Origin of the sequence: Bacillus sp. FSL K6-3431 (assembly GCF_038002605.1) — a bacterium.
Lineage (GTDB): Bacteria > Bacillota > Bacilli > Bacillales > Bacillaceae_C > Lederbergia.
In genome coordinates, this window is sequence record NZ_JBBOCT010000001.1 from 832,597 (window position 1) to 854,492 (window position 21,896).

The following is a 21,896-nucleotide window of genomic DNA, read 5'->3' on the forward strand; positions in this document are numbered from 1 at the left end:
CCTATTTAGTTAAGTATATTTATGAATCCTATATTTTCTGCAACTGCAATAGACGGCTTATTCGATTCCATGCAATCCCAATACGGAACCGCATTACTCTCCAAACAATCTTTTACAAAATATGGGCTTATTTTTTTCCTTGATGCGCCTTTAAAGTACATCCAACTTGAAAAATCAATCTTGTAATAAGTAATTCTATATGTATTCTAAAAACTCCTGCTTCTTCAACTCCCTCAGTTTGATACGAATATCTCTCGAATGCTCACTTATTCGCAGGATTTCATATCCCTTTAAAAGGATTTACGGGTAATAGAAACGAGTTCGGATCATTTGGGCTTCGTGAAGGCATAGTTAAAAAGGAGTTAGCTAATACTCCATATTTCACCATTTAATGCACATCTCCACGCCGCCCCTGGAGGCTTTCCCTCCCAAGTCTCAACGGGTCAAATGCCCTCTCATTCCTTCGTCATGCCTATCCAAGGGGTGGAGGCCAGTTATGCTAACCTGATGGGTCATTGCCCTTTTGTTGAATAAACCTGGTACTCCGTACATATTTGAATTCCTACGAATAAGACAACATTCAAGATTAAGATATAGACTAATATTTTTAAGACACTTTAGTATTCGTTTTTCCTAAGCTGCTAAAGGGATTGTAGCTTGTACTTTATATGGATTATAAGACTCGTTTCGTCGTGCTATTCCTACAAAAATCCTTGCTAGTTTACCTATCAGTTTCATTATTGATTTCATTTTCTTTATCTTTTTTACCTTCACATTATGGGAATGGACAGCTTTAAATCAGGATTATTCATCACAAGGCTCATAGTTGCTAAATAGAGGAAGTGTCGAAGTCTTGACCTGCCTCGTTTAGAAATGACTATTGCCCTTCCATTTACCTGAGCTTGCTTCAGCTAGATGTAATCCTGCATGACGTAATAGAGAATTCCCATGAGAAAATCCACTTAGATCTCCTGCTTCACCTAATATACCTGCTATAGAGATTTCACTTATCCCCTTTATCATAAGCAGATTCTTTGCGAATGGTATTTGATTAAGAACTTCTTTTACTCGTTGTTCAACTCTTTCGAGTTGCTTTACAGCGAGGTCATATTCTTCTAATAATTGTTCTAGATGGAGTTTATAAGCATCAAGTGCTTATTCAGTTCCAATAGAAGATTTTGCTAAATTGATCAGTAATTGAGCTTTTTTAGGTCCCGGTTGTCTTTTCATTAATGTCTTCCACCCCGTCATAAGTTCTTTAGTCTTTTTAACTCTTGAATCCAGTTTAATAGATTTATAAACCCTTCTTCATTATTTTCAAAGGTAAGAGGATCTCCAACTACAATTCCACGGAAATTAACTGCTCTTGCAACGTGTAGTTGTTGAGCGATATCCACACCAACAATAAGATGTGTATCGGAAATTCTTTCTATGAGTTGATTTTGTTGTCTTGCATTTTAAAATTCATTTAGGGCTTCCTCCTTAAGGGTCTGAGTTAGAGTGGTGTCTATACTCTAATCTTACTGAGGGGCTCTATTTTTTTCAAACCTGATATTTAACGATCTACAGGAATGCTAATCTGCTGCGTTAGTTGAACAAGGAACGTCTCTTCTATTGCACATTGTGTTCGTACTGCGAAGCAATCCTAATTACCCTTTACAATTGGATTTCTTCTTGAATTAATGGCAAATGAGCAATGAATTAGTACAGATGTTCTTTTAAAGGTATAATAGCCTTATTATAAATTAAAGGAGTTTTGCTTTATGGGTCAAAGAGTCCCCTATTATGAAATTGCACCTGATGGTATGAAAATTATGATGGATATGGAGAAGTACACGAAAACGACAGCAATCGAACGAAAACTTCGTGAGCTTATTAAAATTCGTGCTTCTCAAATTAATGGATGTGCATTTTGTTTGAATATGCATACATCAGATGCTCGAAAAATGGGTGAAACCGAACAGCGACTTTACTGTGTTAGTGCATGGAAAGAGTGTGAATTCTACACAGAAGCAGAAAAAGTAGCTTTAGAGTTAACTGAGTACGTGACATTAATCCCGACAAAACGTGTTCCGGATGAGCTTTATCAACGAGTACGCGAATATTATGACGAGAGACAATATGTTGACCTTGTTCTAATCATCAATCAAATCAATAATTGGAATAGAATCTCTATTGCAATGGGAAATATAGCAACTGAAAAATAATTACTATCAAAGAGCATCTTATGATGCTCTTTTTTTCCTACACAATATGTGTCAAATGCGACATTAAAGAAGACATTTTTCATTCCTCTTCTTCAACTAAATTGCCCGTTAGCATAAGAAGCCCATCAGATGCAAAGAAAACAGTTTTTACGGGTTTTCCATTAGCGAGGGATGATCTATAGGTTAAAATAAATCAATTTCTCCATTATTAGATCCATGAACAAGGATATTTTTATTTTCGATTATATAATTCAAAAATAAAGATTTTGGAGATTTACTTGTATAGGTAATAAAATTTTCCTTTCCTCTTGAAATATAATGGTCAAATATTTCATCAAATTCTTCAATTACTTGTTTTGATAATTTAAATTCTCCTACATTAAAAAATGAAGTTTATTAAAAATAAGAGTTAATTGGAGTTTTCATAATTCCCCTAAAATAAGTGTAATGTTTTTATTCTAGATTGCTTTTTATACTCCTGCTTATTCAACTAATTTCTCGTTAGTTGAATAAGATACCATTGTATCAGATGAATAGTTATACAAACCTAGTTTACATAATTGCATGTTATAGGTACTAAAAAAAGGATCTTCAAATTGAGGATCCTTTTATACTTCTTATTTAACTTAATATTTGTTACTTTAATAAGCAAATATGAATTAACGAATTCTAGCATTGCGGAAGCCATCATATACACTGATTGCCGCCGATACCATAAATAAGAAAATTCCACCGCCGGTTATCCACGCTGTAAATTGATTCGCGGTAATAGTAAATAAATCCGTCATATACATAATAAAATCTTGACTGAGTAAGTTTGAATTTATTAATATTACAATAAATACAATTGTTCCAATTAGCTGAAGTACAGTATTGGAAATTGCCATTCTTTTCGTCCATTGTCCCTTTATCAATTTATAGATGGATAATGCGATTTCCAAACCAATCACAATTACAACGATCGGCCAATACTGAAGCAACACCTCTTGATTGAAAGCTGAGGCAATCAATTCAAGCCCGTCTCCACCGCCTTCATAAACACCAACAAGATGATACGCATGGAAATAAAGCGTTGCCCAGATTGCCAACCACATTAAATTTCCAAATACTTCGCATTTCGAAATGGCTTTTTTCTTTGGGATATAAGCAATATTTTTTAAATCATCAGGAGTCCATTTCATAAGGCTAGATGTTAACGGCTTTTCATCTTTTCCTTTATATATCCTTTCTATAACAGCAAACACAACAGTTAACCAAAAGAATGTTTGGATGCCAACTTCAACCATTCTCCATATGCCATACCCAAGAATATTCAAAACCACATTAATCACTGTATCTTGACCATTGTAACCGATAAAATATTCAGCAATAACCGAGATCAAAGAAATGACAGTGGCAATCGGCAAAATCATTTTTAATAACGTCACATATACATCAAAATAACGGGGTCCAATAAGGTGCATTGGCCGATCTCGATAGCCACTGGCCAATGTGACCGGACTCCCTAATTTTTCAAGAACCGCCTTTACTTCTTCTTCCCCATAATTATCCGGCAGCATATCCTCTATGGTTGACTGTAACTCAAGTGCAATATCCTCACGTTTTTTTTCAGGCAGTCTTCGAGTAACTTCCTGAATATAAATCTCAATTAAATTCATTATCTTCCTCCCCCTTTAATAAGCTATAAAGCTCTTTTGAATTCTTCATCCATTCCTTTTTTAACTCCAAAAAGATCTCTAACCCATAATCATTTAAAACATAGTACTTACGGGGTCTGCTCTCAGATGTATCCCAACTACTCGACACCAGCTCCTGTTTTTCTAAGCGGCGAAGCAATGGATATAAAGTACTTTGATCAATGGCAATACCTGATCCCTCCAATAACTGAACAAGTGAATATCCATACTGGGGGGTTCGTAATTGACTTAAAACCGCTAATGTCAACGTTCCTCTCCTAAGCTCTATCGTTAATGAATTCAATAAATTACTCATCCACCCGCCTCATTTCTATTACTATATGTCATACAGTATATGTTTATACTATGTATAATACACTATTGTTGTGACAGAATCAATTGAAATTAGTAAGTAGGTAAGTATACAAAAAGATAAGATAAAAAAAGAAATCATAAATTAGATGTGATTCCTTTTGTTTTCTTCCACAACATTGCCCACTTAGTTGAATATGACCCAAAAGATTGTATACATACTCTATACAAAACTAGTTGACATAAAGTCAATTTCAGGAAACGAACATAAATTAAACCCCTAGTCGATCAGGGGGTTTCACGTGTCCGTTTTTATTGGTTATGTTGATTTTATACATCGTTGATACATCCACGTTTTTGGCTTCTGAGGAAGCCGCGCAGCTGCAAAAAAAGGGGGGGTTTTATGCAAGCTCTTTTCAAGCACGCGTTAGTTGAAGAGCATTATGCTTTTTATTATTCTAATATTGACTTAGATATAAAAATGTGTATAATACAAAGTAATTTCATACCTTAAATGTTTTCTAGGGTTCCGCAACAGTTTATGTTGGTCTGGTCCGAGAGAAAACTCACAGCTTTGCTGTGTCACGGAAGGATAAAAGCCTGGGAAAAACTGTTTAACAGTTATCTCTTAGGCTTTTTTTGTTTTTTTTGTAAGAATAAAATTGGAGGTGTCTTTTAGATGAATAAAGACTGGATTAAAGTATTTGTTGCTGCTTTCTTTGAAATCTTTTGGGTAATTGGTTTAAAACATGCAAATGACTTTTGGACTTGGACTGGAACTGCTATTGCTATCTTTATTAGCTTCTATTTAATGATAATGGCTGGACGAAAACTCCCTGTGGGAACTGTATATGCAGTTTTTGTTGGTCTAGGTACAGCAGGAACTGTCTTTTCAGAAATCCTATTCTTTGAAGAACCATTTAAAGTGGAAAAAGCACTCTTGATTTTACTTTTATTAGCAGGAGTAATTGGCTTGAAATTAGTTACAACGGACAAAGTTCAGGAAGGTGATGAATCCTAATGGCGTGGATTTCTTTAATATTAGCAGGTGTGTGTGAAATGTTTGGTGTTGCTATGATAAATAAATTGCATAAAGACCGTAATTGGCAATCATTAGTACTATTGATTCTCGGGTTTGGAGCAAGTTTTATTTTTCTTGCATATTCAATGATAACACTTCCAATGGGGACAGCTTATGCAATTTGGACAGGGATTGGTGCGTCTGGCGGAGCAATTTTAGGTATGGTTTTATATGGTGAATCATCAGACTGGAAAAGACTTGTTTTTATAAGCATGGTTTTAGCGGCTGCAGTAGGTCTAAAACTCGTTTCATAAAAGCATTTTTAGATTATAATTTGAAGAAGATAATCTATTTAATTAAATAAATTATCTTCTTTATTTTTGTACTCTTCTTCAACTAAACTGCCCTGTTCAATAAGAAAAAAGAGCCGTCAAGCATCTCGACGATCTTCAAGTAAAGCACCCGTTTAGTTATAAATAGTATTAGATTGCCATTAACCATTTAATAGCATTATTTATGTTTTGAGCTATATAATCGGGTTTAACATTTCCCCAATGACCAAAAAACTCATTATTGATGTATTTATTATAAGCCTCTGTACCTGAACCTGTTTTTACTAAGATTTTAATACAGCCAGCTTCGTCAGCAGCTACCATATCTGTCCATCTATCGCCAATAACTACACACTGTTCTAATTTTAAATTATTTTCTTCGTCAGCCTTGATGAGCATACCCTTAGAAGGTTTTCTACATTCACACCCTTCATTATGTTGGTGTGGACATATGTAAACTTTATTAAAACCAAATTCAAAAAGTTCTTTTTCAAAGTCCTCTAAAGTAGCTTCTCCTTTTGATATACCTGGTTGATTAGTAAAAGAGAAAACTAACTTTCCGGATTTTTGTAAATGTTTTATTGACTCTGCAACATTAGGAAACAGTTCAAACTCCCCTGGATAAAAAACCCTGTCACAACCTCCAATAGTTCCATCCCTATCTAAGAATATTGCTTTTATGTTATCAAACACGATATACTGATTATTTCTGAAATTGGGGAAATTGATCGGTTTAATCACCCTAAAAAACTAGTTGCATTTGCCGGAATTGATCCAAGTGTCTTCGATCTGGTACATTCAAAGGTACTCTAAATCGAATTACAAAAAGAGGCTCTAGTAGACTACGACACGCCTTGTATATGGCTGTTAAATGTGCCATTCGTGATTGTCGCAAGAAGAAAACGACAGATGAAATCATTCCTCGTAACAAGAGATTACGAGAGTTTTATGATAAGAAACGTGAAGAGGGAAAACCCTTTAGAGTAGCTGTGATAGCTTGTGCCAATAAACTCTTACATTGGATATATGTACTTTTAAAAAGCAAATCAGCTTTCCAAGACCTAGCATAGTTTTAAAATATAACCAAACGGTATAATGGTATGCATAAATTTAGTATAGCATGAGATATTTTAAGTTTTTATTGAAAAATATTGACAAACTATTAGCTGGTTTAGTGTAAGTGTATTTGTTCACAAACTTAGCTCAGAATCGTATAAACCTTAAACCTATATTTTACCAAATACAAGATTGCTCTTGAATATTTTTTCGATTACTACCGATAACTCAATTGGGAAATTTACTTTATCATCACTAATTACAAACCAGATTCCTTTATTTTATCCACTTCATTCATAGAAAGTACACCAATAACGGACTCTTCAAAGTAGAAATAACCCTTCCATTGAGTATTTCCGAAATAAAAGTCTTCTTGATAAACCTCTGTAAGTTTATGAACACTTAGCCCTATTTCCTCTTGATTTCCCGTTTTGCACAATCCAAAGGGTGTTTCTCCTAATTCCTGTTTCCCTCCTGGGAAATTCCAAAGGTTCGTCCTATCTTGTACTACCAAAATATTATCGTCCTCGTCTATTATTAGGACACGAGTAAAATACTTTTTGCATAAAACCATCCTTTTCCCCAAATCAATACTACTATTATTCGACAGACAAAAAGGATCTCCTTCCTGAACTAAACTGCCCGTTTAACACAAGAAGCGACTGTTCCTGTTGAACAATCGCACCTGGTACCTTAATAAAGCTTAGGATGCTACTTGTTATTTTTTAATTTCCGAACTCTTCTTCAAGGTTATCAATTTTTTGTTGAAGTTCTCTCTTGGGTTCTGAAATCTTTTGACCTGATATAACGAAAAAAACGATAATAGCAACAATACCTCCAGCTAAAGTCATATAAAATAACAATGTAATATAAAACAACCCCTAATTTAATATTTCATTACAATAAAAGTTTCATTCTTCTTCAACTCTACTGCCGTTAGCACAATAAGTCTCCTGCTAAATAATAGCTTTATGGCAACCTGCATCACCCAGAAAATGTTCACGTGTGACATTTTCACCTAGATATTGTCGGTAAGATGTAATCGTACCATCGTGAGAAACAATATAAACTTTTTCAGTATTCGAACCCTTACACCAAGCAATGAACTGTTGAGCCAATTTACTAAAGTCTTCATTGGATATTGAATTAATCCCTTTTTTCCAGTTAATTTGTTTTACATCTTCAATTTCTAATTGAGGGAACTCTTCTTTTATAATTTCTTTTGGTAAAGGTATATCACAACCATAACTTTTATTTTCTGAAAGCAGTGGAAACATTCTAGGACCAACCGATGGATGAATTATTCTTCGGCAATTCACATCTCTAGTCAAAATTAAAGCGGTTTGTATTGCTCGACGAAGAGGACTCATTATTATCAAGCCATCAGATGAAATTGGATAAGTCTCAAACAATTTTTTTGCTTGCCATACACCAACTTCGGTGAGATGTGGGTCTGTCATCTGTAAGCCTTTTGGTGGTTTCATAACGTGTTGACCTTGTCCGTGACGAAAAAAGTATAACTCCATTCTATTACTCCCTCCCATTTAACTTTTTCTTATTCCTCTCATCTGCTTTTGTTAGTTGAAGAAGATTAAGTCAAATTAAATCGTCTCTTTAATTTTTTCGATTACCGTCTTATAAAATTTAATTTGGTGTGGTACAAATTTATTCCTTCCTACATTCTCATCAATTAAAATTTTATTTCCATCTTTCCTTATTTTAAATCCTCTTACCTTAATTGTTTCTCTTTCACTAAACCAAAGTTCAGCAAAATGGTTAAATTCAGTTTTCACAATTCCCGAAACTTCTTCTTCCTGAAGAGTAAAGTCATCAAAGGTTTTTTTACTATTATACAAAAATACGTTTGCTATTTCTTTATCTATAAAATCTTCTCTAATTACGCAGTAGTCTATTATTCCCAACGGTACTAATTCCTGAAAGGATATATCAATCCCAACCTCTTCCTTAATCTCTCTAACACCATCTTGAACAGTTTCATTCGCCAGTAAATGCCCAGCAGCAGTAATATCCAAAAGATTAGGATAGTCCTTTTTTGTAATACTACGGAGTTGTAAATAAAGATAATCAGTTCCTTTTTCTTTACTAATAAACCAACAGTGAAAAGCCTCGTGCCAATATCCAAGTCTATGTACAACTTCACGAGTAGCAACGCCTATTTGATTTCTATATTCATCAAAAGTTTTTAATTGTTCATTTTCCATACATTCTTCCCCCTAATGTGATTTCACCTTATATCTCTCAAACTGCACGTTAGCATAAGAGCAACTGTTCCTGTTGAACAATCGCATCCAGTTAGCTTAATAAACGCTTGCTGAAGCTATCATCGCTATGCTCCACATAATAAGTGTAAAAGATATTGAAAGCCAAACTGTATTGACTGTTGTTTTTTCTTCGTTCTTTATCTTTTTCATAATAGATACTAAATTCAAACAAAATATAACACCCAAGATAGGCATTAACAGCCATCCTATGTACAGAAAAATATTAATGAGATTCTCCACTTTTATCCCCCTTATATTTGTTAATTGTTATTGTACTAAACTTGGATTTGAGTCAATAACCCGGACACAAAAAAATTAAGTCTTAAGCTGTTTTTCTAATCTTATCCTCAATGGCCTGAGGTGTTTGATAGCCAATGCTACTATGAATTCTGTTTCGGTTATACCATCCTTCTATAAACTGAAACATGGCCAGCTTTGCAGCTAGATAGTCTGTGTATTGCGTGTGATAAACTTCTTCTTTCTTTAGTATGCCATGAAATGATTCTATACAGGCATTGTCATAAGGACAGCCTTTCTGGCTGAAAGACTGCTTGATTCCATGTTATTGGACATGCTGAGTAAACTCACTCTGGTATATTGTCGAAATCCCATAATATGTTCATTAATGTCACCTTCAAATTTGAAATTTTGATTATGTGTACAACGTTATGTCTCCAACTCGGTTTACTGTTAGTATAGTAAGCTGAATTGAATTTCCTTCTTCAACTCACCTGCCCGTTAGCTCAATAAGAAAAAGGAGCTATCTTTATAACTCCTTTGTTTAACTCTTGCAGCCGTTAGCTTAAGTACAATTTTTCACAAACTACGGCATATAGGTTGAAGAACAATTATTTACCCCAAAAATTATTAGGGTTTCCTAACAATCAAAACAGTTTTAAAATGCGTGTGTGGGGTCCTATCCAACGTAATGTCTTTCATTATATATTCCCTTTTCAATAATGGTTCCCAGTCGTCATAATAACTAAGAAGTTCCCCTTGTTTATAGAGAAACTCTTCTTCACCCCAATCTGGAGCATCTTCAATTTCAGGATGCTCTGTGAAGGCAAATAAAACGTGTAACCCTCCAGATTTTGTCATCTCTTTAAAATGCTTTATTTGCTTCAACCTATTCTCAGGTTTAAGGTATTGTAAAATTCCTAGAGCAATAAGGACATCCACTTTTTCTAAAATAATAAAGCTATTTATATTTCCCTCAACTAAATTAATATTCACTCCATTTTCATTTGCCAATTTTTCTGCCTTAAGAAGTCCAGTTTTTAAAATCTCTACCCCTATGACCTTACAACCCTTTTTAGCAAGAAAGACACTATCTCTTCCTTCTCCACATCCTAAGTCAAGGGCAACTTTATTATTAAGAGAATCTGAAGGCAGGAAATCAAAAATATTATTAACAAGCTTGTTTGGCTCTTTACCCCAGTGGTAATCCATATTTGAATATAATCGGTCATAATTTTTTATATCCATTTCTTATCCTCCTAAAGGTTTCATAAGCTTTTGGGAATAACAACGGCTGTCTCAGTGCCAATGATCCTCAAGTAATGCCCCCGTTCGTAATATAAGGTTAGCCAGATTTTTCTGGTTGACCTTTTTATATATGGTCATATGATTACGGTAGTCGGGGTAGAACGTCGCACCCGTGGGACTCGATCTCGTCAACTAAACTGTTCACCCCCCTACTTGTATAAACATGTTTCGGGCTGGTTGGGACAAGGATCCCGTTTAACAAGCGAACCTATGACATTACAAGAAGCCTTAGGGGATACCGACAATTGTAATTTTTAAAGAGGAGGAGATTTGATGATGAATCCAGTCATTGGTCTGGATGTTTCAAAAGGTGAAAGTCAGGTTCAAGCATTTTTAGATAAAGGCAAACCATATCGTAAGAGCTTTAGTATCAAACACAATACTGATGGTTTAGGTAGTTTATTAGAGTTCCTTCATGAAGTAGAGAGTTCAACTGGTGGTCATCAACCTTCGGTCGTTTTAGAATCAACAGGACACTACCATTTTCCTGTCATTCAATTTCTTGCGGAGCAAAATTACGTTTATATTGTTGTCAATCCTCTTATCTCACATCGAGCCAAAAGTTCAAGTTTACGGAAGGTAAAAACAGATGCAGTTGATGCTTATCACCTTTGCGAGCTATTTTATAAAGAAGAGTTAGAGCCTTATAAAAAAAGAGGCATTCAACTATTAAACCTTCGTAATCTAACAAGACAACAAGAAAGTATTGCCGAAGTATCAGCACAGACTAAAATCCAGCTGCATATTCTTTTGGATCAGGTATTTCCTGAATATAGAGGAGTTTTTGGAAGCTTATATTCAAAGGTCTCATTGCTTACATTATTAGCATTTCCTACTTCAGAAGCAGTGTTAAGTGTGAGTGAAAAAGAAATAACAGAGAAAATAGCTTCGCTATGTATGAGTCGTTCAGATGCATGGGCAAACGAAAAGGCTAAAAAATTAAGGGAAGCAGCCCTTCGTAACCCGTTTCAAAACAACCTGTACCAGAGTAATATTTTTAATCTTGACTTATTAGTCAAAATTGTTCTTCAATACCAAGAGCATCTATCTAAGATTGTGGATGAAATAGATGCTCTCGCTAAAGAAATAGAAGAATATCATATACTCCAGTCTATTCATGGAATCGGAGTGAAAATCGCCGCTACGATTATTTCCGAAATTGGTGAGATAGATCGATTCACTAATGCCAAAAAGCTCGTTGCATTCGCTGGGGTAGATCCAAGTGTTTACTCTTCTGGTAAGTTTACAGCATCAGTAAATCGAATTACCAAACGAGGTTCATGTAGGCTTCGTCATGCCTTGTATATGGCTGTTCAAAGTGGCATTCGTGATGCCCGTAAAAAGAAAACGACTGACGAGATCATAGCACGCAATAAAAGACTAAGAGAGTTTTACGATAAGAAACGTGAAGAAGGAAAACCCTTTAGAGTAGCCATTATTGCCTGTGTAAATAAGCTCTTACACTGGATTTACGCCTTACTAAAAAACAGAACAACTTTCCAAGATATAGCTTAGAAACTATATCTATCTAAATACAACAAAACCTTCCAAAAATGAGATAGTGGAAGGTTATTTGGCATGATCTTTTTTAGTATATCATGGTTGTTTGAAATATTTTATTGAAAAATGTTGACAAACTATTAGCTGGTTTAGTTTAAGAAGCGTTTTATTTGTAATTGTCCAAATCACTATTAAGAAATGATTTTTTATCCTCTTTAACCCCATACTTCGTTTCGATAAATTGACCAACCACAGACTTGTTAATACCATCCTTGACTGCTGTTGAAATTACTATATACAGAATAAATAGACCAACAATCCAAAGAATAATAGAGAAAATCAAGGAACCGAAAACCACTTATAACACCCCCCAAAAAAAGTATATATTTATCTCTCCTACCCTTATTCCACAAGTATCCTAAATCTTCCTTCTTTCGCTAAACTGCCCCGTTAGTTCAATAAGTTCAACATAAAAGGCGTTAATCCATCCAGATTCAACGCCTTTTAGTAGCCCTCAATCTTTTCCACTTTTGAAGTCCAAATTCTATAAACATATTTACCATCTTCCTTTATTTTATCTTTATTCACAATAACCTCTACATTTAGGTAACCTGCCCATTGTGGAAGTAGTTCGGTTAAATAATCAATTACTTTTTCATCAGGAGTTCCATAGCCAACATTTATTTCTCTAAATAAACAATTTGAGAAATCTGGATACAATGAGTGTGTCCATTCATAAACTTCCATCTGGGAATCAAAAGTCCTCTTATCTTCTGGATATTGTCCATTCATCCATTGGATTTCCATAAACAAATGCACCCCCGTTTCTTATAGACCTGTCACATTATCAAAAGGTATCATTTCATCATTAACTAAAACTTTTATTACATCGTGTTCTGGGTCTATTGTTAAATAATATACATTTTGTTGTACGACATCCTCTTGTGGATTTGTCTCATTTAACTTTACAGTTACTGTATCACCTTGTACTTCTAAATCAGTATCTACGGTTCCATTGGATTGAAAAATAATATAAGAACCCTTTTCACCGTCGTTAATTAATTGAAGCTCTAAATTTGAATCAATTTTTTCTTGCACATTATTGGCTACAGTTTCTATCTCATTAAAACTCAACATTGATGAATTACAAGCCGATAAAATTGAAATTCCTAACAATACTAATACAAAAACTTTTTTCAATGTTTTTAACTCCTTCTGCCCTTTAGTGAAAGAGCGTCCCCGCTTGATACAGAAACGCACCAGTTAGTACAATAGGAAATACTGACTGATTATTTCTTATTCACTTGATAATACACTTCAAGAAGCTCTTCTACTGAAATATTATCTATTTTCATACCAGTCAAGTAACAATTTTGTATTTCAGCATTTCTAAATCAGATTTCATTATTTTTACACTTGGTTGCATTGTATTTATCCCCTTAAATAATTCGTTATTCTTGTTAAACTTTCCTGCCAATTTGCTTTAGTACATTCCTTCACAATCTTCTATGTGTAATTCAAGAATATGGCTATAAGAAAAAGCACAATTCTTATTCCTGAATTGCGCTCGTTTGTTGGAATAAACAAGAAGCTCCTATTAGCTGGTATTACGGAAGATCATTTATGTATTCTTTTTGAATAAAACAAAAAAGGCCGGCAACCCAGCAAAAATTTTCATTGAAGCAAAACTACCCGTAGTTTAAGTAGTAAGTTAATTTCAACATTAATACCAATCAAACCCTTTACTGTCTTAACAGTTAGGGGTTGATTGGTTCATTTAGGATTCATATATTATTTTCTAACAGTTTCATAAATGATTTTCTGGTTACCATTACTCGGTTGTTTACCATATTCGAAATCCGCAGATATTACAACGTCAGAAAAACCCACACTCTCTAACACCAATTTGAATTCCTCTACTCCATACCAACGTAATGCAAACCGTTGTAATTCAGTTTGAATTAATTCGCCGTTACGCCATTTCTCGTATTTGAGAAAAGAAACTTTGCATTGATTAAAAATATCTGCCTCAACAAGTCTACCTTCCATCGTAATAGTATCCCCATTAGGCAGGGTGAATGGTGTTATTCCAGCCTGACCTGTAAGCTCGAAATTAATGTTGTCTGGTAAAAAAAGGTCTAGAATAAGACGCCCACCTGGAAGGAGGTGGTCAAAGAGTTTCTTTAATACTGCAATAGAATCTTTGCGCTTTTCAATCAACAAAAATGAGCCACCTGGAATAATAATTGTTTCATATTTGTTTGGCAAAGAAAGTTCCTTCAAATCCGCTTGATATAAGTTTGGTTTTAATCCGCGTTCTTCACAGCGTTGGTGGCAAGAAGCCAACATTTCAGGGGAAAAGTCAACTCCATCAACTATAAGTCCTGATTCAAGGAGCGGAATAATGACTCGTCCTGATCCAACCATTGCTTCAAGAATTCTTCCCTTGGAAGATTTTAGTCTATCTTTGTAGTATTCTATATCTCCGTTAAACGACTGGCCAATTTTTTTTGTTAGATCATAAACCTCAGTACAAAGTTCTCCATAATAACTAAATGACATCCACTTGTCCCTCCGTGTTTTCTATTTAAGCACGGAAAGGTTCCCAATTGAAGCGTGATTATCCCTTCCGCACCTCTAATTTAATTGAAGTTTTAAAGAATTTTACTGTTCTCACATTAATCACTCACTTTCTAGTATAATATGGATAACTTTACTACAATATAAAGATTAACGCTATACTAAAAATTCACTCTAATCAAAAATGACTAAACTCTTACTAAGTACAAATTTGCTAATACCTTATTAGTTTAATCCTTCGCAACAATCAATCAATAAACTGTTTGTAAATTTATTCAACTCCCTGGCCCGATACTTGAATAAGAAAATCGCATTACTCTTATTCAAGTAAGCACCCGTAAGTTTAAGTACATTTGTTCACATTCTCTTAGTTGAATACATTGATCTTAAACACAGTAAAATCAAAAAAATTCACCATATATTTACCACAGGTTCATTATTTTCAATTCTTTCTTTACTTTCTTTTAACCAATTAATACTCCATTGGTCTAAATTTGAAAAATCCCAACTTCGATGACAACCTACATAAACAATTATTTCTCTTAATTGAAGAAATAAAGGAATTTGTTTTAACCAATTTTTATCAAAATATTTTTCTTCTTTATATCCATTTAGAAAATGTTCTATAAATAGACGGGCTTGAGATTCTCTGCTAGATTTCCCATCTTCCCCTCCGTAAACATAAACAAAATAATATAATGGAATTGCAATATCCTCAGCAAACCAACTATATTGTGCTTCATCAAAATCAAAAAGGGTGATTATTCCTTCATCATTTACCAGAAAATTTCCGACACCTATATCACCGTGAATAAGTCCATATGAATCTTCATCTCTAGGAATGTTTTCTTGTATTTTATTTATTAAATTGCGACTGGATTCAAGTACCAAGGGTTGATTTAATGTTACAAATTTTTCAATGTTTTGTAAGTAATAATTGTGTTTCCAATTATGTCTACGTATAGATTTATCATCTGGATTATAGCTTTTTGATAATGAATGGATTTTTCCCATAATCTTACCAAGTTTGTAATAAAGATTAGTATCATTTAAACAATCTGGATAACCAATTTTTAAACCTCTTGCTTTTATAAAGGAAGTCACAATAAAATCGACATCAGTTATATTAATTACTTCTACGTAATTTCCTTGTTTAGACTGTATTGGATTAGAGACAGAAACGCCATTTTCGGCTAAATAAAGAAGCCAATCAATGTCCCCTTTCACCGAATTAACACTACAATGAGAACTAGGGGTAAACCTTAAAATGTAATGTTGATTATTTTTTTTGTATTCATATATAAAATTCTGCCAATTTCCAATATGTGATAAATCTTCAATTGTAATACCAAACCTACTTGCCCCTAAGAATTGAATTTTTTGATTGAATTGTTCTATAATTTCTTGTTCCACAGCTGTATACACCTCGATTTTTTATAAGTACAATATTCGAAGTAATGAAATTGATTTCCTTCTTCCACCTGCCCGTTTGTTTAATAAGGCTTACTGTTATTCAGGATGATTTTATTGAATAAATCGCTTGTTCAGCACCAAATCTCTGATAATGTTACGTTCTAATTCCATACCTACTCTTCCTAAGAGCCTACAAGAACTCTTATTTGCAGTTTGTGTTTCAGCTACTACTTTTGTAAGATCTAATTCGTTTAAAGCATAATGAATAATCAATTTAACTACTTCTGTTGCATAACCTTTCCCCCACCAATTTGGTAATAGTTGATATGATATTTCAAGATAACTGCCCTCGTGATGAGGGTCGAGAGAAACTAAACCAATAAAAATATCTGTATATTTTTCTCTAACAACCCAATAAAAAGAGTCATCACTTGAATTAAGCATTTCGCCTAATGCTACTTCAATCGAATCTTCCTGACGTATGCCACCAAGAAATTTTCTAACTTCTTGATTTACATATAATTTTTTCACATCAATATAATCCGATTTTTGAAAGGTATTAATAAAACATCTTTTTGTTTCGAACAAATAATTCATCCCCTAAAAACTAGATTAATACCTAAACCATTACATTACAGTCTCGCTTCTTCCATTAATTTTTATTGCTATTAAGTTGCCCTTTCTTGAACTAGACTGCTTCGATAGTTGAATAAGAAAAAAGCGATATTCGTTTATTGAAGTATCGCACCAGTTAGTTGAAGAAGAATTGCTGTTAAACTACCTGTAATTGGTCTTTTTAATCATCGTCATAAATTCTGCAAAATCGGTGCTAAATTCGTCTTTCTTAACAAAACCAAGCTTTTCATATAGATGGATAGCTCTTTGATTGAACTTTGCCACAGTTAATCGAATTGGACTACCTATATAGTTTTTTTCAATATAACGAAGAATAAAAGAACAAAATTCAAAACCGTTACCTTTGCCCACAAATATAGGGTTCATACCTAGTCCCATATCAATTGAGTCATCTGAATATACACCAATTTTTTTCCCAACAGGAACTTGAGCATTCTCTCCAGTACAAAAAAATCCAAATAATTCTTTCTTATGATTAACAAGTGCATAGTATGAACCATCGAGTCTTTCCTTCATATCTTCATCTGTTAATTCATTATTGTAGAAATTATATGGTTTTTCATATTCCCAGCTAAGTATATCTTTTGCTATTTCTTCATTCATATTTTCTATAAATAATTTCATATTCTACACCCCTTCTCCTATATCAATTCGATAATCTTGGAGGATAATCCTTCTTAACACTAACCGTTAGCTTAAGTGCATTCCTTCACAATCTTCTGTGTATTATATAAGAATATTTCCCTCTATATCAGAAAAAGCACCATTCTTATTGCTGAATATTGGTATTTTAGAATCCCTTAAATATTGAAACAATTATACGCATCATTCTACGGCATTTGGCTTCCTTGCTTATTATCCGCTTGTCCACCATACTCTTCTATTTGATGTTTTTCGTTCTTACCTATCTTTTAAAAAACATCGACTTGAATAACTGTATCTGAAATGGCAGTTCCAGCACTCGTCGTTACTTTTAATGAGAGACTATCACCTGCTTGAAAAGAAACAGAAACATTATTATTATTATTGGAAATTTGTGTACCAGTCAAAGAAACTGTGAGAGGTGTATCAATTCCGTTTTTTCGAATTGTCCAAGTATCTGTATTAGAAGTTCCTGGTCCAATAACAGCTCGTACATTCAGCGCTTTCAAAAGGCATTTTTGACTTAATCGAATAAAAATTTCCGTATTTGAAACAGAAGCTGATCCTGGTCGATAAAAACGAGATGTTCCTTTTGGCAAGCTACCTGGATCACCCCAAATAATAGTGGAAGGCTGTAAAACTGTAGAAAACCCCAAATTATTGGCATGCGAATTGGACAAATTTGTAGTGCCAATACTCAAAATTCCTGCTGTTTGGGAGATATCTGCCGTAACTCCTTGGACTGTTGATGCACGTATAACTAGCTGTGCTCCTACCTGATTTACTTCAGCACCTATATATGAACCAACTCCACCTGCGTTTGTTATTAAAAGATTACTATCACGACAATTAAATCTATTTGTATTTGTATTAACCATCAATGCCCGTTTTATACCAAGACCAGCTGAGTTTACTGTTATTACTGAAGATCTAATAGTATCAACGCTATCAGAAGGATTTCCTGTGCCAAATGAATGAATCCCATAAACATTGGAGGTACCTGTCGTCGAGGCAGTAGAATTATCCACTGTTATAGATGTTGTGCTTATTTTAGCTGTTTGTGAGGTTCTTCCAGGGAAAGCAGTTCCAATTAAATTAACATGATTTGATGAAGTTAACAGCAAATTGATATCTTCTACTCTTGTATTCTCACCCATGGTTAACAAAGTTGTATTTACTCCTACATTTTGTTGGCGAATTGTTACAGTTAAGGAACTAATACCTCTTAATGAATTTCCTGAAGGCATAATGATCCTTTCATCATAAATACCTGGAAATACAAAGATTGTTATTCCAGTAGCACCCGTTGTATTAATTGCTTTTATAGCCCCATTAATTGTTTTGAAAGGATTTCCACCAATAATAGCTTCTGAATCATTTCCTGTTTTCATTACCAAAGCTGTATTAGCTCTGAATATTATCATTTCTAATATTCCCATTTGCACCTACCCATTCTCTAATTTATGTCCTTTAAAATAGTCTCGTTCTATACTATGTATTGCAATAAATCTATGCTTGGGTGGTGATATGATCATGTGCTCCCAAACGTTTTTCGTAAGGTAGTTTTATACTAGTCTCAATTGAGTCTAAATCATAAAGATTAACTGTTTATAAAAAAGTTGCACCATTTTAGCCCTTTGGATACGATGTGTCCAAAGGGTATTTTTATTGAAAAAATAATGTTCCGCAATCGAGCGATTTAATTGAATTAGACCTTTCAAGGGAAATTAGATATTTAACAGGGATTATTTGTAGTGATTGTATAAATTAATAGCAACTGGGAGGTGCAAGAATGAAGGTTAAACGAATTGTTGCCAATGTGAAGACACAGGATATTGCCAAAGCAAGGTACTTCTACGAGGAAGTACTTGGACTTGATCAATTGATGAATTTGGAATTTATTGCAACCTACGGCTCGCATGAGAAAATGGACACTCAAATTAGTTTCCTTTCAGAAGGTAGATCCGGGACACCAGTACCTGATTTGTCAATTGAAGTTGATGATCTTGATAATGCACTAGCTTTCATGATCAAATCTTTTTACAAAAATTCTCGGAACGAAATATTTTGAGAGCCTGTTTTGATCAATCTTTTTTTCAAAAGCAGGCTCTATTCTTTTATTGAATTAGGCTTTATAAGCCTATTTTTATTAAACGTTATTTTAAACCAACATCAGATGAATACCTTATACAAAACTAGATAACATAATAGCAATTTTAGGAAGCTAACATAAAACAACCACCTCAGTGCAAGAGGTTTTCTTGAGTCCGTGTTTATTGGTTATGCGTGATTTTATACAACCTTGATACATCCACGTTTTTGGCTTCTGAGGAAGCCTCACAGCTCATAAAAAAAAGGGGGGTTTTATGCAAGCTCTTTTTTCACTAAAGCACCCGATCGTTGAATAAGAAAAAAGCGCTTCATTTTAGGAATCGCACTTCTGGTTTGTTTAATTAGATTGTAACTTTCTTAGTATTAATCCGTTTACAATAACTCCGATAAACCCAGTAATTGAAAAAACATAAGAAGTTATTTACCACTAATGAATTATTGCTGCTCTCAAATCACTAACACCATTCTCCAAATAGCCCTTTAAACACGTTAACATATATACCCAACCTTCTTTTTGTCCTAGCATTTTGTTTACTATTTGAGGGTCAGCTTCATTAAGACCTGATTCGTTTACCTCAATAATTGTACTGGCACGATCCAACTCTTTTAGTGTAATTGTAACAACTGTTTCTTCATCAGATTCTCCACCCCATGAAAACACGATTTTCATGTTTTCCACGATTTCTAATACATTTACAACGCCCTCTGCTTCGTATTCATCATATCTTAATGTAACAGACTTGCCTTGTTCTCATCTTTCGGAACTCAATGAGAACCAAAAATTCCCGATTTTTACAGGGTCTCCAAAGGCTTCAAACACCTCATTAGTTGGCTTATGTATTCTAAATTTCGTAGTTACTTGAGTATCCATAACAAATTCAACTCTCTTTCAGAATATTTATTACTTCTTCCGTTATACCCTATTTTACACATTTTTCGTCTTAATACTAAAAATACTCTTATTAAACTGCCCTATTTCTTCAATAAAAAAAGCGATCCTTCGTTATTGAAGAATCGCACCCTTTAATGGAACATCTATTTAGTATTTACCAAGAAAATATTTTGTCTCGCTTAAATTGACAAATCAAATGATAAAAACTTAGGCAGTTCTTTTTCACGCTTATCGAGCATAATCTGTTCTGGCTTGATGCCCTGCTCACTCAGTACTTCAATGTTCTGCACAAGGAACTCGTCGCTGCCAACAACATAGAAGAGTCCATCCTTGTCTGCAGCAAGATTTTTCACTTCTTCATAGTAGTCTTTACGGTTATCGACGAACTGTGCCGTGAACTTCTTGTCAGATGCGGATTTATAAATATTAGTGAATAAGAAATCTTTTGATGAATCGATGTTCAGGGAATGAATTTGATTGACGTTGTCAGCACGTTCGAAATATTCAAGTACAAGCGGTCTGAAAGTTGCCAGTCCGACACCTGATGACAGAAGGTAGACATTTTTGTCTTCTCTTTTAAGCGGTACATTCGAATGAGTTTTAAATATTGCAACTTCATTGCCGACTTCAAGATTTCTTAAAATCGATTTAAACTCAGAGCACTGCTCTCTGATGCGTGTTGTGATACCGATTGCATTTTCGTGCGGTAAAGTAGAGATTGACATATGGCGAATCAGGCTGCGGTTTGGTTTATCTCCGGCATTGAAACCTTCCAGTGCGAAGTGGGTGTGGGAACCTTCTTCCCACGTAAAGTCTTCCGGACATTCAAGCAAGTACGTTTTAACTTCAGGCGTTTCCTCAATAATCTTATTTATTTTAGTCCAGTATATTTGCATTTTACATTCTCCTCACTCAATTATATGTATCGTTACTATCTAATATACAATAAGTGATAACAATTCTCAATTAAAAGGATTGATTATTTCAGATAATTTATGTGATTTAAATTTACTGATAATTTATAAAGTATTTTTCTAGATAATAGCCCTATTGCTGAACAAAGATCAATCTGGATTCTTCCGCTAACCTGCCCCGTTAGCAAAAGAGGCGACTTTTAAACAATCGCACCAGTTAATTTTAGTATATTCTTTCACAAACTTAGCCTGTTACTCTTTAACCGATTTTAATTCCGAATCCAATCCATCTTCCATCTACATCTTCAATTACAAATTCTTTATTATTGTAATCAGTATTATCTAAAGAACGGACTATTTTTACATTGGAATTAATGAACTCTTTTTGAAGTTCTTCTTGATTTTTTGTAATAAAGTAAGCATCATACCCGTAGCCATATAAATCTCTATTTGGAATTACTTTTTGCCCGTTAGACTTAGTTAAGATAATTTCAGTGGTATCACGATATAAACAAATATGAGGTTCATTTGAATCTATATACTGGACAACTTTAAATCCCATCTTCTGTTCATAAAAGTTTGCGGTTTTTATAATATCTGGAGTCGGGAATACACAGTGTGACTCCAATAAAAGGTGCTTCATTTTGCTTTCTCCTTTAAAAATCAATTGTGGTCACTTTAAATTTCTATTTCGGAGTCAGGTAATCCTTCTTTCACTAAACTGCCCGTTAGCACATGAAGCGACTGTTCCTGTTGAACAATCGCACCCAGTTAGT

22 protein-coding genes, 6 pseudogenes and 1 riboswitch are annotated in these 21,896 nt (G+C 34.1%); of the genes and pseudogenes, 6 read left to right on the top strand and 22 right to left on the bottom strand.

The genetic code is table 11. The features are described 5' to 3' along the window. Positions 1-5: 5 nt before the first annotated feature. Both MHB53_RS04185 and MHB53_RS26235 read right to left on the bottom strand, forming a co-directional pair. A pseudogene (locus MHB53_RS04185) lies at positions 6-137 on the bottom strand (GNAT family N-acetyltransferase); the annotation flags it as partial. 496 nt (positions 138-633) lie between these two features. Then, positions 634-1,468 (bottom strand): annotated as a pseudogene (locus tag MHB53_RS26235) (transposase). 295 nt (positions 1,469-1,763) lie between these two features. Between MHB53_RS26235 and MHB53_RS04195 the strand changes: the two are divergent. Next, positions 1,764-2,207: a carboxymuconolactone decarboxylase family protein gene (locus tag MHB53_RS04195; RefSeq protein ID WP_340915898.1), complete on the top strand. Its 444-nt coding sequence runs from the start codon at positions 1,764-1,766 to the stop codon at positions 2,205-2,207. Between the two features lie 659 nt (positions 2,208-2,866). Here MHB53_RS04195 and MHB53_RS04200 read toward each other — a convergent pair. Next, positions 2,867-3,865 carry an HAAS signaling domain-containing protein gene (locus MHB53_RS04200; protein ID WP_340915899.1) on the bottom strand — a complete coding sequence of 333 codons (999 nt, stop codon included), beginning with the start codon at positions 3,863-3,865 and terminating at the stop codon, positions 2,867-2,869. After that, the gene (locus MHB53_RS04205; protein ID WP_340915900.1) at positions 3,852-4,199 is read right to left on the bottom strand and encodes a PadR family transcriptional regulator; all 348 of its coding nucleotides are present in this window, start codon (positions 4,197-4,199) and stop codon (positions 3,852-3,854) included. The genes MHB53_RS04200 and MHB53_RS04205 overlap by 14 nt, the downstream gene beginning before the upstream one ends. A gap of 506 nt (positions 4,200-4,705) precedes the next feature. Next, positions 4,706-4,804: riboswitch (guanidine-I (ykkC/yxkD leader) on the top strand. Between the two features lie 70 nt (positions 4,805-4,874). Between MHB53_RS04205 and MHB53_RS04210 the strand changes: the two genes are divergently transcribed. Continuing rightward, positions 4,875-5,216, top strand: coding sequence for a DMT family transporter (locus MHB53_RS04210; RefSeq protein ID WP_340915901.1), 342 nt, complete (start codon positions 4,875-4,877; stop codon positions 5,214-5,216). After that, a complete protein-coding gene (locus MHB53_RS04215) occupies positions 5,216-5,530 on the top strand; it encodes a DMT family transporter (RefSeq protein WP_340915902.1) in 315 nt (104 codons plus the stop codon). Before MHB53_RS04210 ends, MHB53_RS04215 begins: the two co-directional genes overlap by 1 nt. A gap of 168 nt (positions 5,531-5,698) precedes the next feature. On the opposite strand, the gene MHB53_RS04220 is transcribed toward MHB53_RS04215, so the two are convergent. Then, positions 5,699-6,241: an HAD-IIIA family hydrolase gene (locus MHB53_RS04220; RefSeq protein ID WP_340915903.1), complete on the bottom strand. Its 543-nt coding sequence runs from the start codon at positions 6,239-6,241 to the stop codon at positions 5,699-5,701. Positions 6,242-6,250: 9 nt separating this feature from the next. On the opposite strand from MHB53_RS04220, the pseudogene MHB53_RS04225 reads away from it, so the two are divergent. Beyond that, a pseudogene (locus MHB53_RS04225) lies at positions 6,251-6,618 on the top strand (transposase); the annotation flags it as partial. Positions 6,619-6,863: 245 nt separating this feature from the next. Here MHB53_RS04225 and MHB53_RS04230 read toward each other — a convergent pair. The 6 genes and pseudogenes from MHB53_RS04230 to MHB53_RS04255 all read right to left on the bottom strand — a co-directional run bounded on the left by MHB53_RS04230 (position 6,864) and on the right by MHB53_RS04255 (position 10,371). After that, complete coding sequence (locus tag MHB53_RS04230) at positions 6,864-7,178, bottom strand: NUDIX hydrolase (RefSeq protein ID WP_340915904.1); 315 nt, start codon at positions 7,176-7,178, stop codon at positions 6,864-6,866. Between the two features lie 382 nt (positions 7,179-7,560). After that, positions 7,561-8,130 (bottom strand): histidine phosphatase family protein, encoded by a 570-nt coding sequence (locus MHB53_RS04235; RefSeq protein WP_340915905.1) that lies wholly within the window; start codon positions 8,128-8,130, stop codon positions 7,561-7,563. A gap of 75 nt (positions 8,131-8,205) precedes the next feature. Continuing rightward, positions 8,206-8,826: an NUDIX hydrolase gene (locus tag MHB53_RS04240; protein WP_340915906.1), complete on the bottom strand. Its 621-nt coding sequence runs from the start codon at positions 8,824-8,826 to the stop codon at positions 8,206-8,208. Positions 8,827-8,922: 96 nt separating this feature from the next. Continuing rightward, positions 8,923-9,126 carry a hypothetical protein gene (locus MHB53_RS04245; protein WP_340915907.1) on the bottom strand — a complete coding sequence of 68 codons (204 nt, stop codon included), beginning with the start codon at positions 9,124-9,126 and terminating at the stop codon, positions 8,923-8,925. A gap of 82 nt (positions 9,127-9,208) precedes the next feature. Further along, positions 9,209-9,442, bottom strand: a pseudogene (locus MHB53_RS04250) (integrase core domain-containing protein); the annotation flags it as partial. 311 nt (positions 9,443-9,753) lie between these two features. Beyond that, on the bottom strand, positions 9,754-10,371 hold the full coding sequence (locus MHB53_RS04255) for a methyltransferase domain-containing protein (protein WP_340915908.1): 618 nt from the start codon (positions 10,369-10,371) through the stop codon (positions 9,754-9,756). Between the two features lie 336 nt (positions 10,372-10,707). Here MHB53_RS04255 and MHB53_RS04260 point away from each other — a divergent pair, with 336 nt between their 5' ends. Next, a complete protein-coding gene (locus MHB53_RS04260; protein WP_340924467.1) occupies positions 10,708-11,946 on the top strand; it encodes an IS110 family transposase in 1,239 nt (412 codons plus the stop codon). Positions 11,947-12,097: 151 nt separating this feature from the next. Here the strand turns inward: MHB53_RS04260 and MHB53_RS04265 are convergent, their stop codons facing one another. From MHB53_RS04265 to MHB53_RS04305, 8 genes are all read right to left on the bottom strand, one after another. After that, positions 12,098-12,289, bottom strand: coding sequence for a hypothetical protein (locus MHB53_RS04265; protein WP_340915909.1), 192 nt, complete (start codon positions 12,287-12,289; stop codon positions 12,098-12,100). Positions 12,290-12,435: 146 nt separating this feature from the next. After that, positions 12,436-12,738, bottom strand: a complete 303-nt coding sequence (locus tag MHB53_RS04270; RefSeq protein WP_340915910.1) for a hypothetical protein — start codon at positions 12,736-12,738, stop codon at positions 12,436-12,438. A 21-nt stretch (positions 12,739-12,759) separates the two neighbouring features. Then, a complete protein-coding gene (locus tag MHB53_RS04275; RefSeq protein WP_340915911.1) occupies positions 12,760-13,131 on the bottom strand; it encodes a peptidylprolyl isomerase in 372 nt (123 codons plus the stop codon). A 591-nt stretch (positions 13,132-13,722) separates the two neighbouring features. Then, the gene (locus tag MHB53_RS04285) at positions 13,723-14,493 is read right to left on the bottom strand and encodes a class I SAM-dependent methyltransferase (RefSeq protein ID WP_340915912.1); all 771 of its coding nucleotides are present in this window, start codon (positions 14,491-14,493) and stop codon (positions 13,723-13,725) included. 429 nt (positions 14,494-14,922) lie between these two features. After that, positions 14,923-15,924 carry a phosphotransferase enzyme family protein gene (locus tag MHB53_RS04290; protein ID WP_340915913.1) on the bottom strand — a complete coding sequence of 334 codons (1,002 nt, stop codon included), beginning with the start codon at positions 15,922-15,924 and terminating at the stop codon, positions 14,923-14,925. Positions 15,925-16,035: 111 nt separating this feature from the next. Then, positions 16,036-16,512: a GNAT family N-acetyltransferase gene (locus MHB53_RS04295; protein WP_340915914.1), complete on the bottom strand. Its 477-nt coding sequence runs from the start codon at positions 16,510-16,512 to the stop codon at positions 16,036-16,038. A 189-nt stretch (positions 16,513-16,701) separates the two neighbouring features. Further along, positions 16,702-17,184, bottom strand: coding sequence for a GNAT family N-acetyltransferase (locus MHB53_RS04300; RefSeq protein ID WP_340915915.1), 483 nt, complete (start codon positions 17,182-17,184; stop codon positions 16,702-16,704). A 287-nt stretch (positions 17,185-17,471) separates the two neighbouring features. Continuing rightward, a complete protein-coding gene (locus tag MHB53_RS04305) occupies positions 17,472-18,641 on the bottom strand; it encodes a hypothetical protein (RefSeq protein ID WP_340915916.1) in 1,170 nt (389 codons plus the stop codon). 353 nt (positions 18,642-18,994) lie between these two features. On the opposite strand from MHB53_RS04305, the pseudogene MHB53_RS04310 reads away from it, so the two are divergent. Then, positions 18,995-19,231 (top strand): annotated as a pseudogene (locus tag MHB53_RS04310) (glyoxalase); the annotation flags it as partial. Between the two features lie 510 nt (positions 19,232-19,741). On the opposite strand, the pseudogene MHB53_RS04315 reads toward MHB53_RS04310, so the two are convergent. From MHB53_RS04315 to MHB53_RS04325, 3 genes and pseudogenes are all read right to left on the bottom strand, one after another. Then, a pseudogene (locus tag MHB53_RS04315) lies at positions 19,742-20,185 on the bottom strand (SRPBCC family protein). Positions 20,186-20,385: 200 nt separating this feature from the next. Next, complete coding sequence (locus MHB53_RS04320; RefSeq protein WP_340915918.1) at positions 20,386-21,102, bottom strand: dihydropteridine reductase; 717 nt, start codon at positions 21,100-21,102, stop codon at positions 20,386-20,388. 277 nt (positions 21,103-21,379) lie between these two features. Continuing rightward, entirely contained in the window at positions 21,380-21,763 is a 384-nt protein-coding gene (locus tag MHB53_RS04325; RefSeq protein WP_340915919.1) for a VOC family protein, read from the bottom strand. Positions 21,764-21,896: the final 133 nt, after the last annotated feature.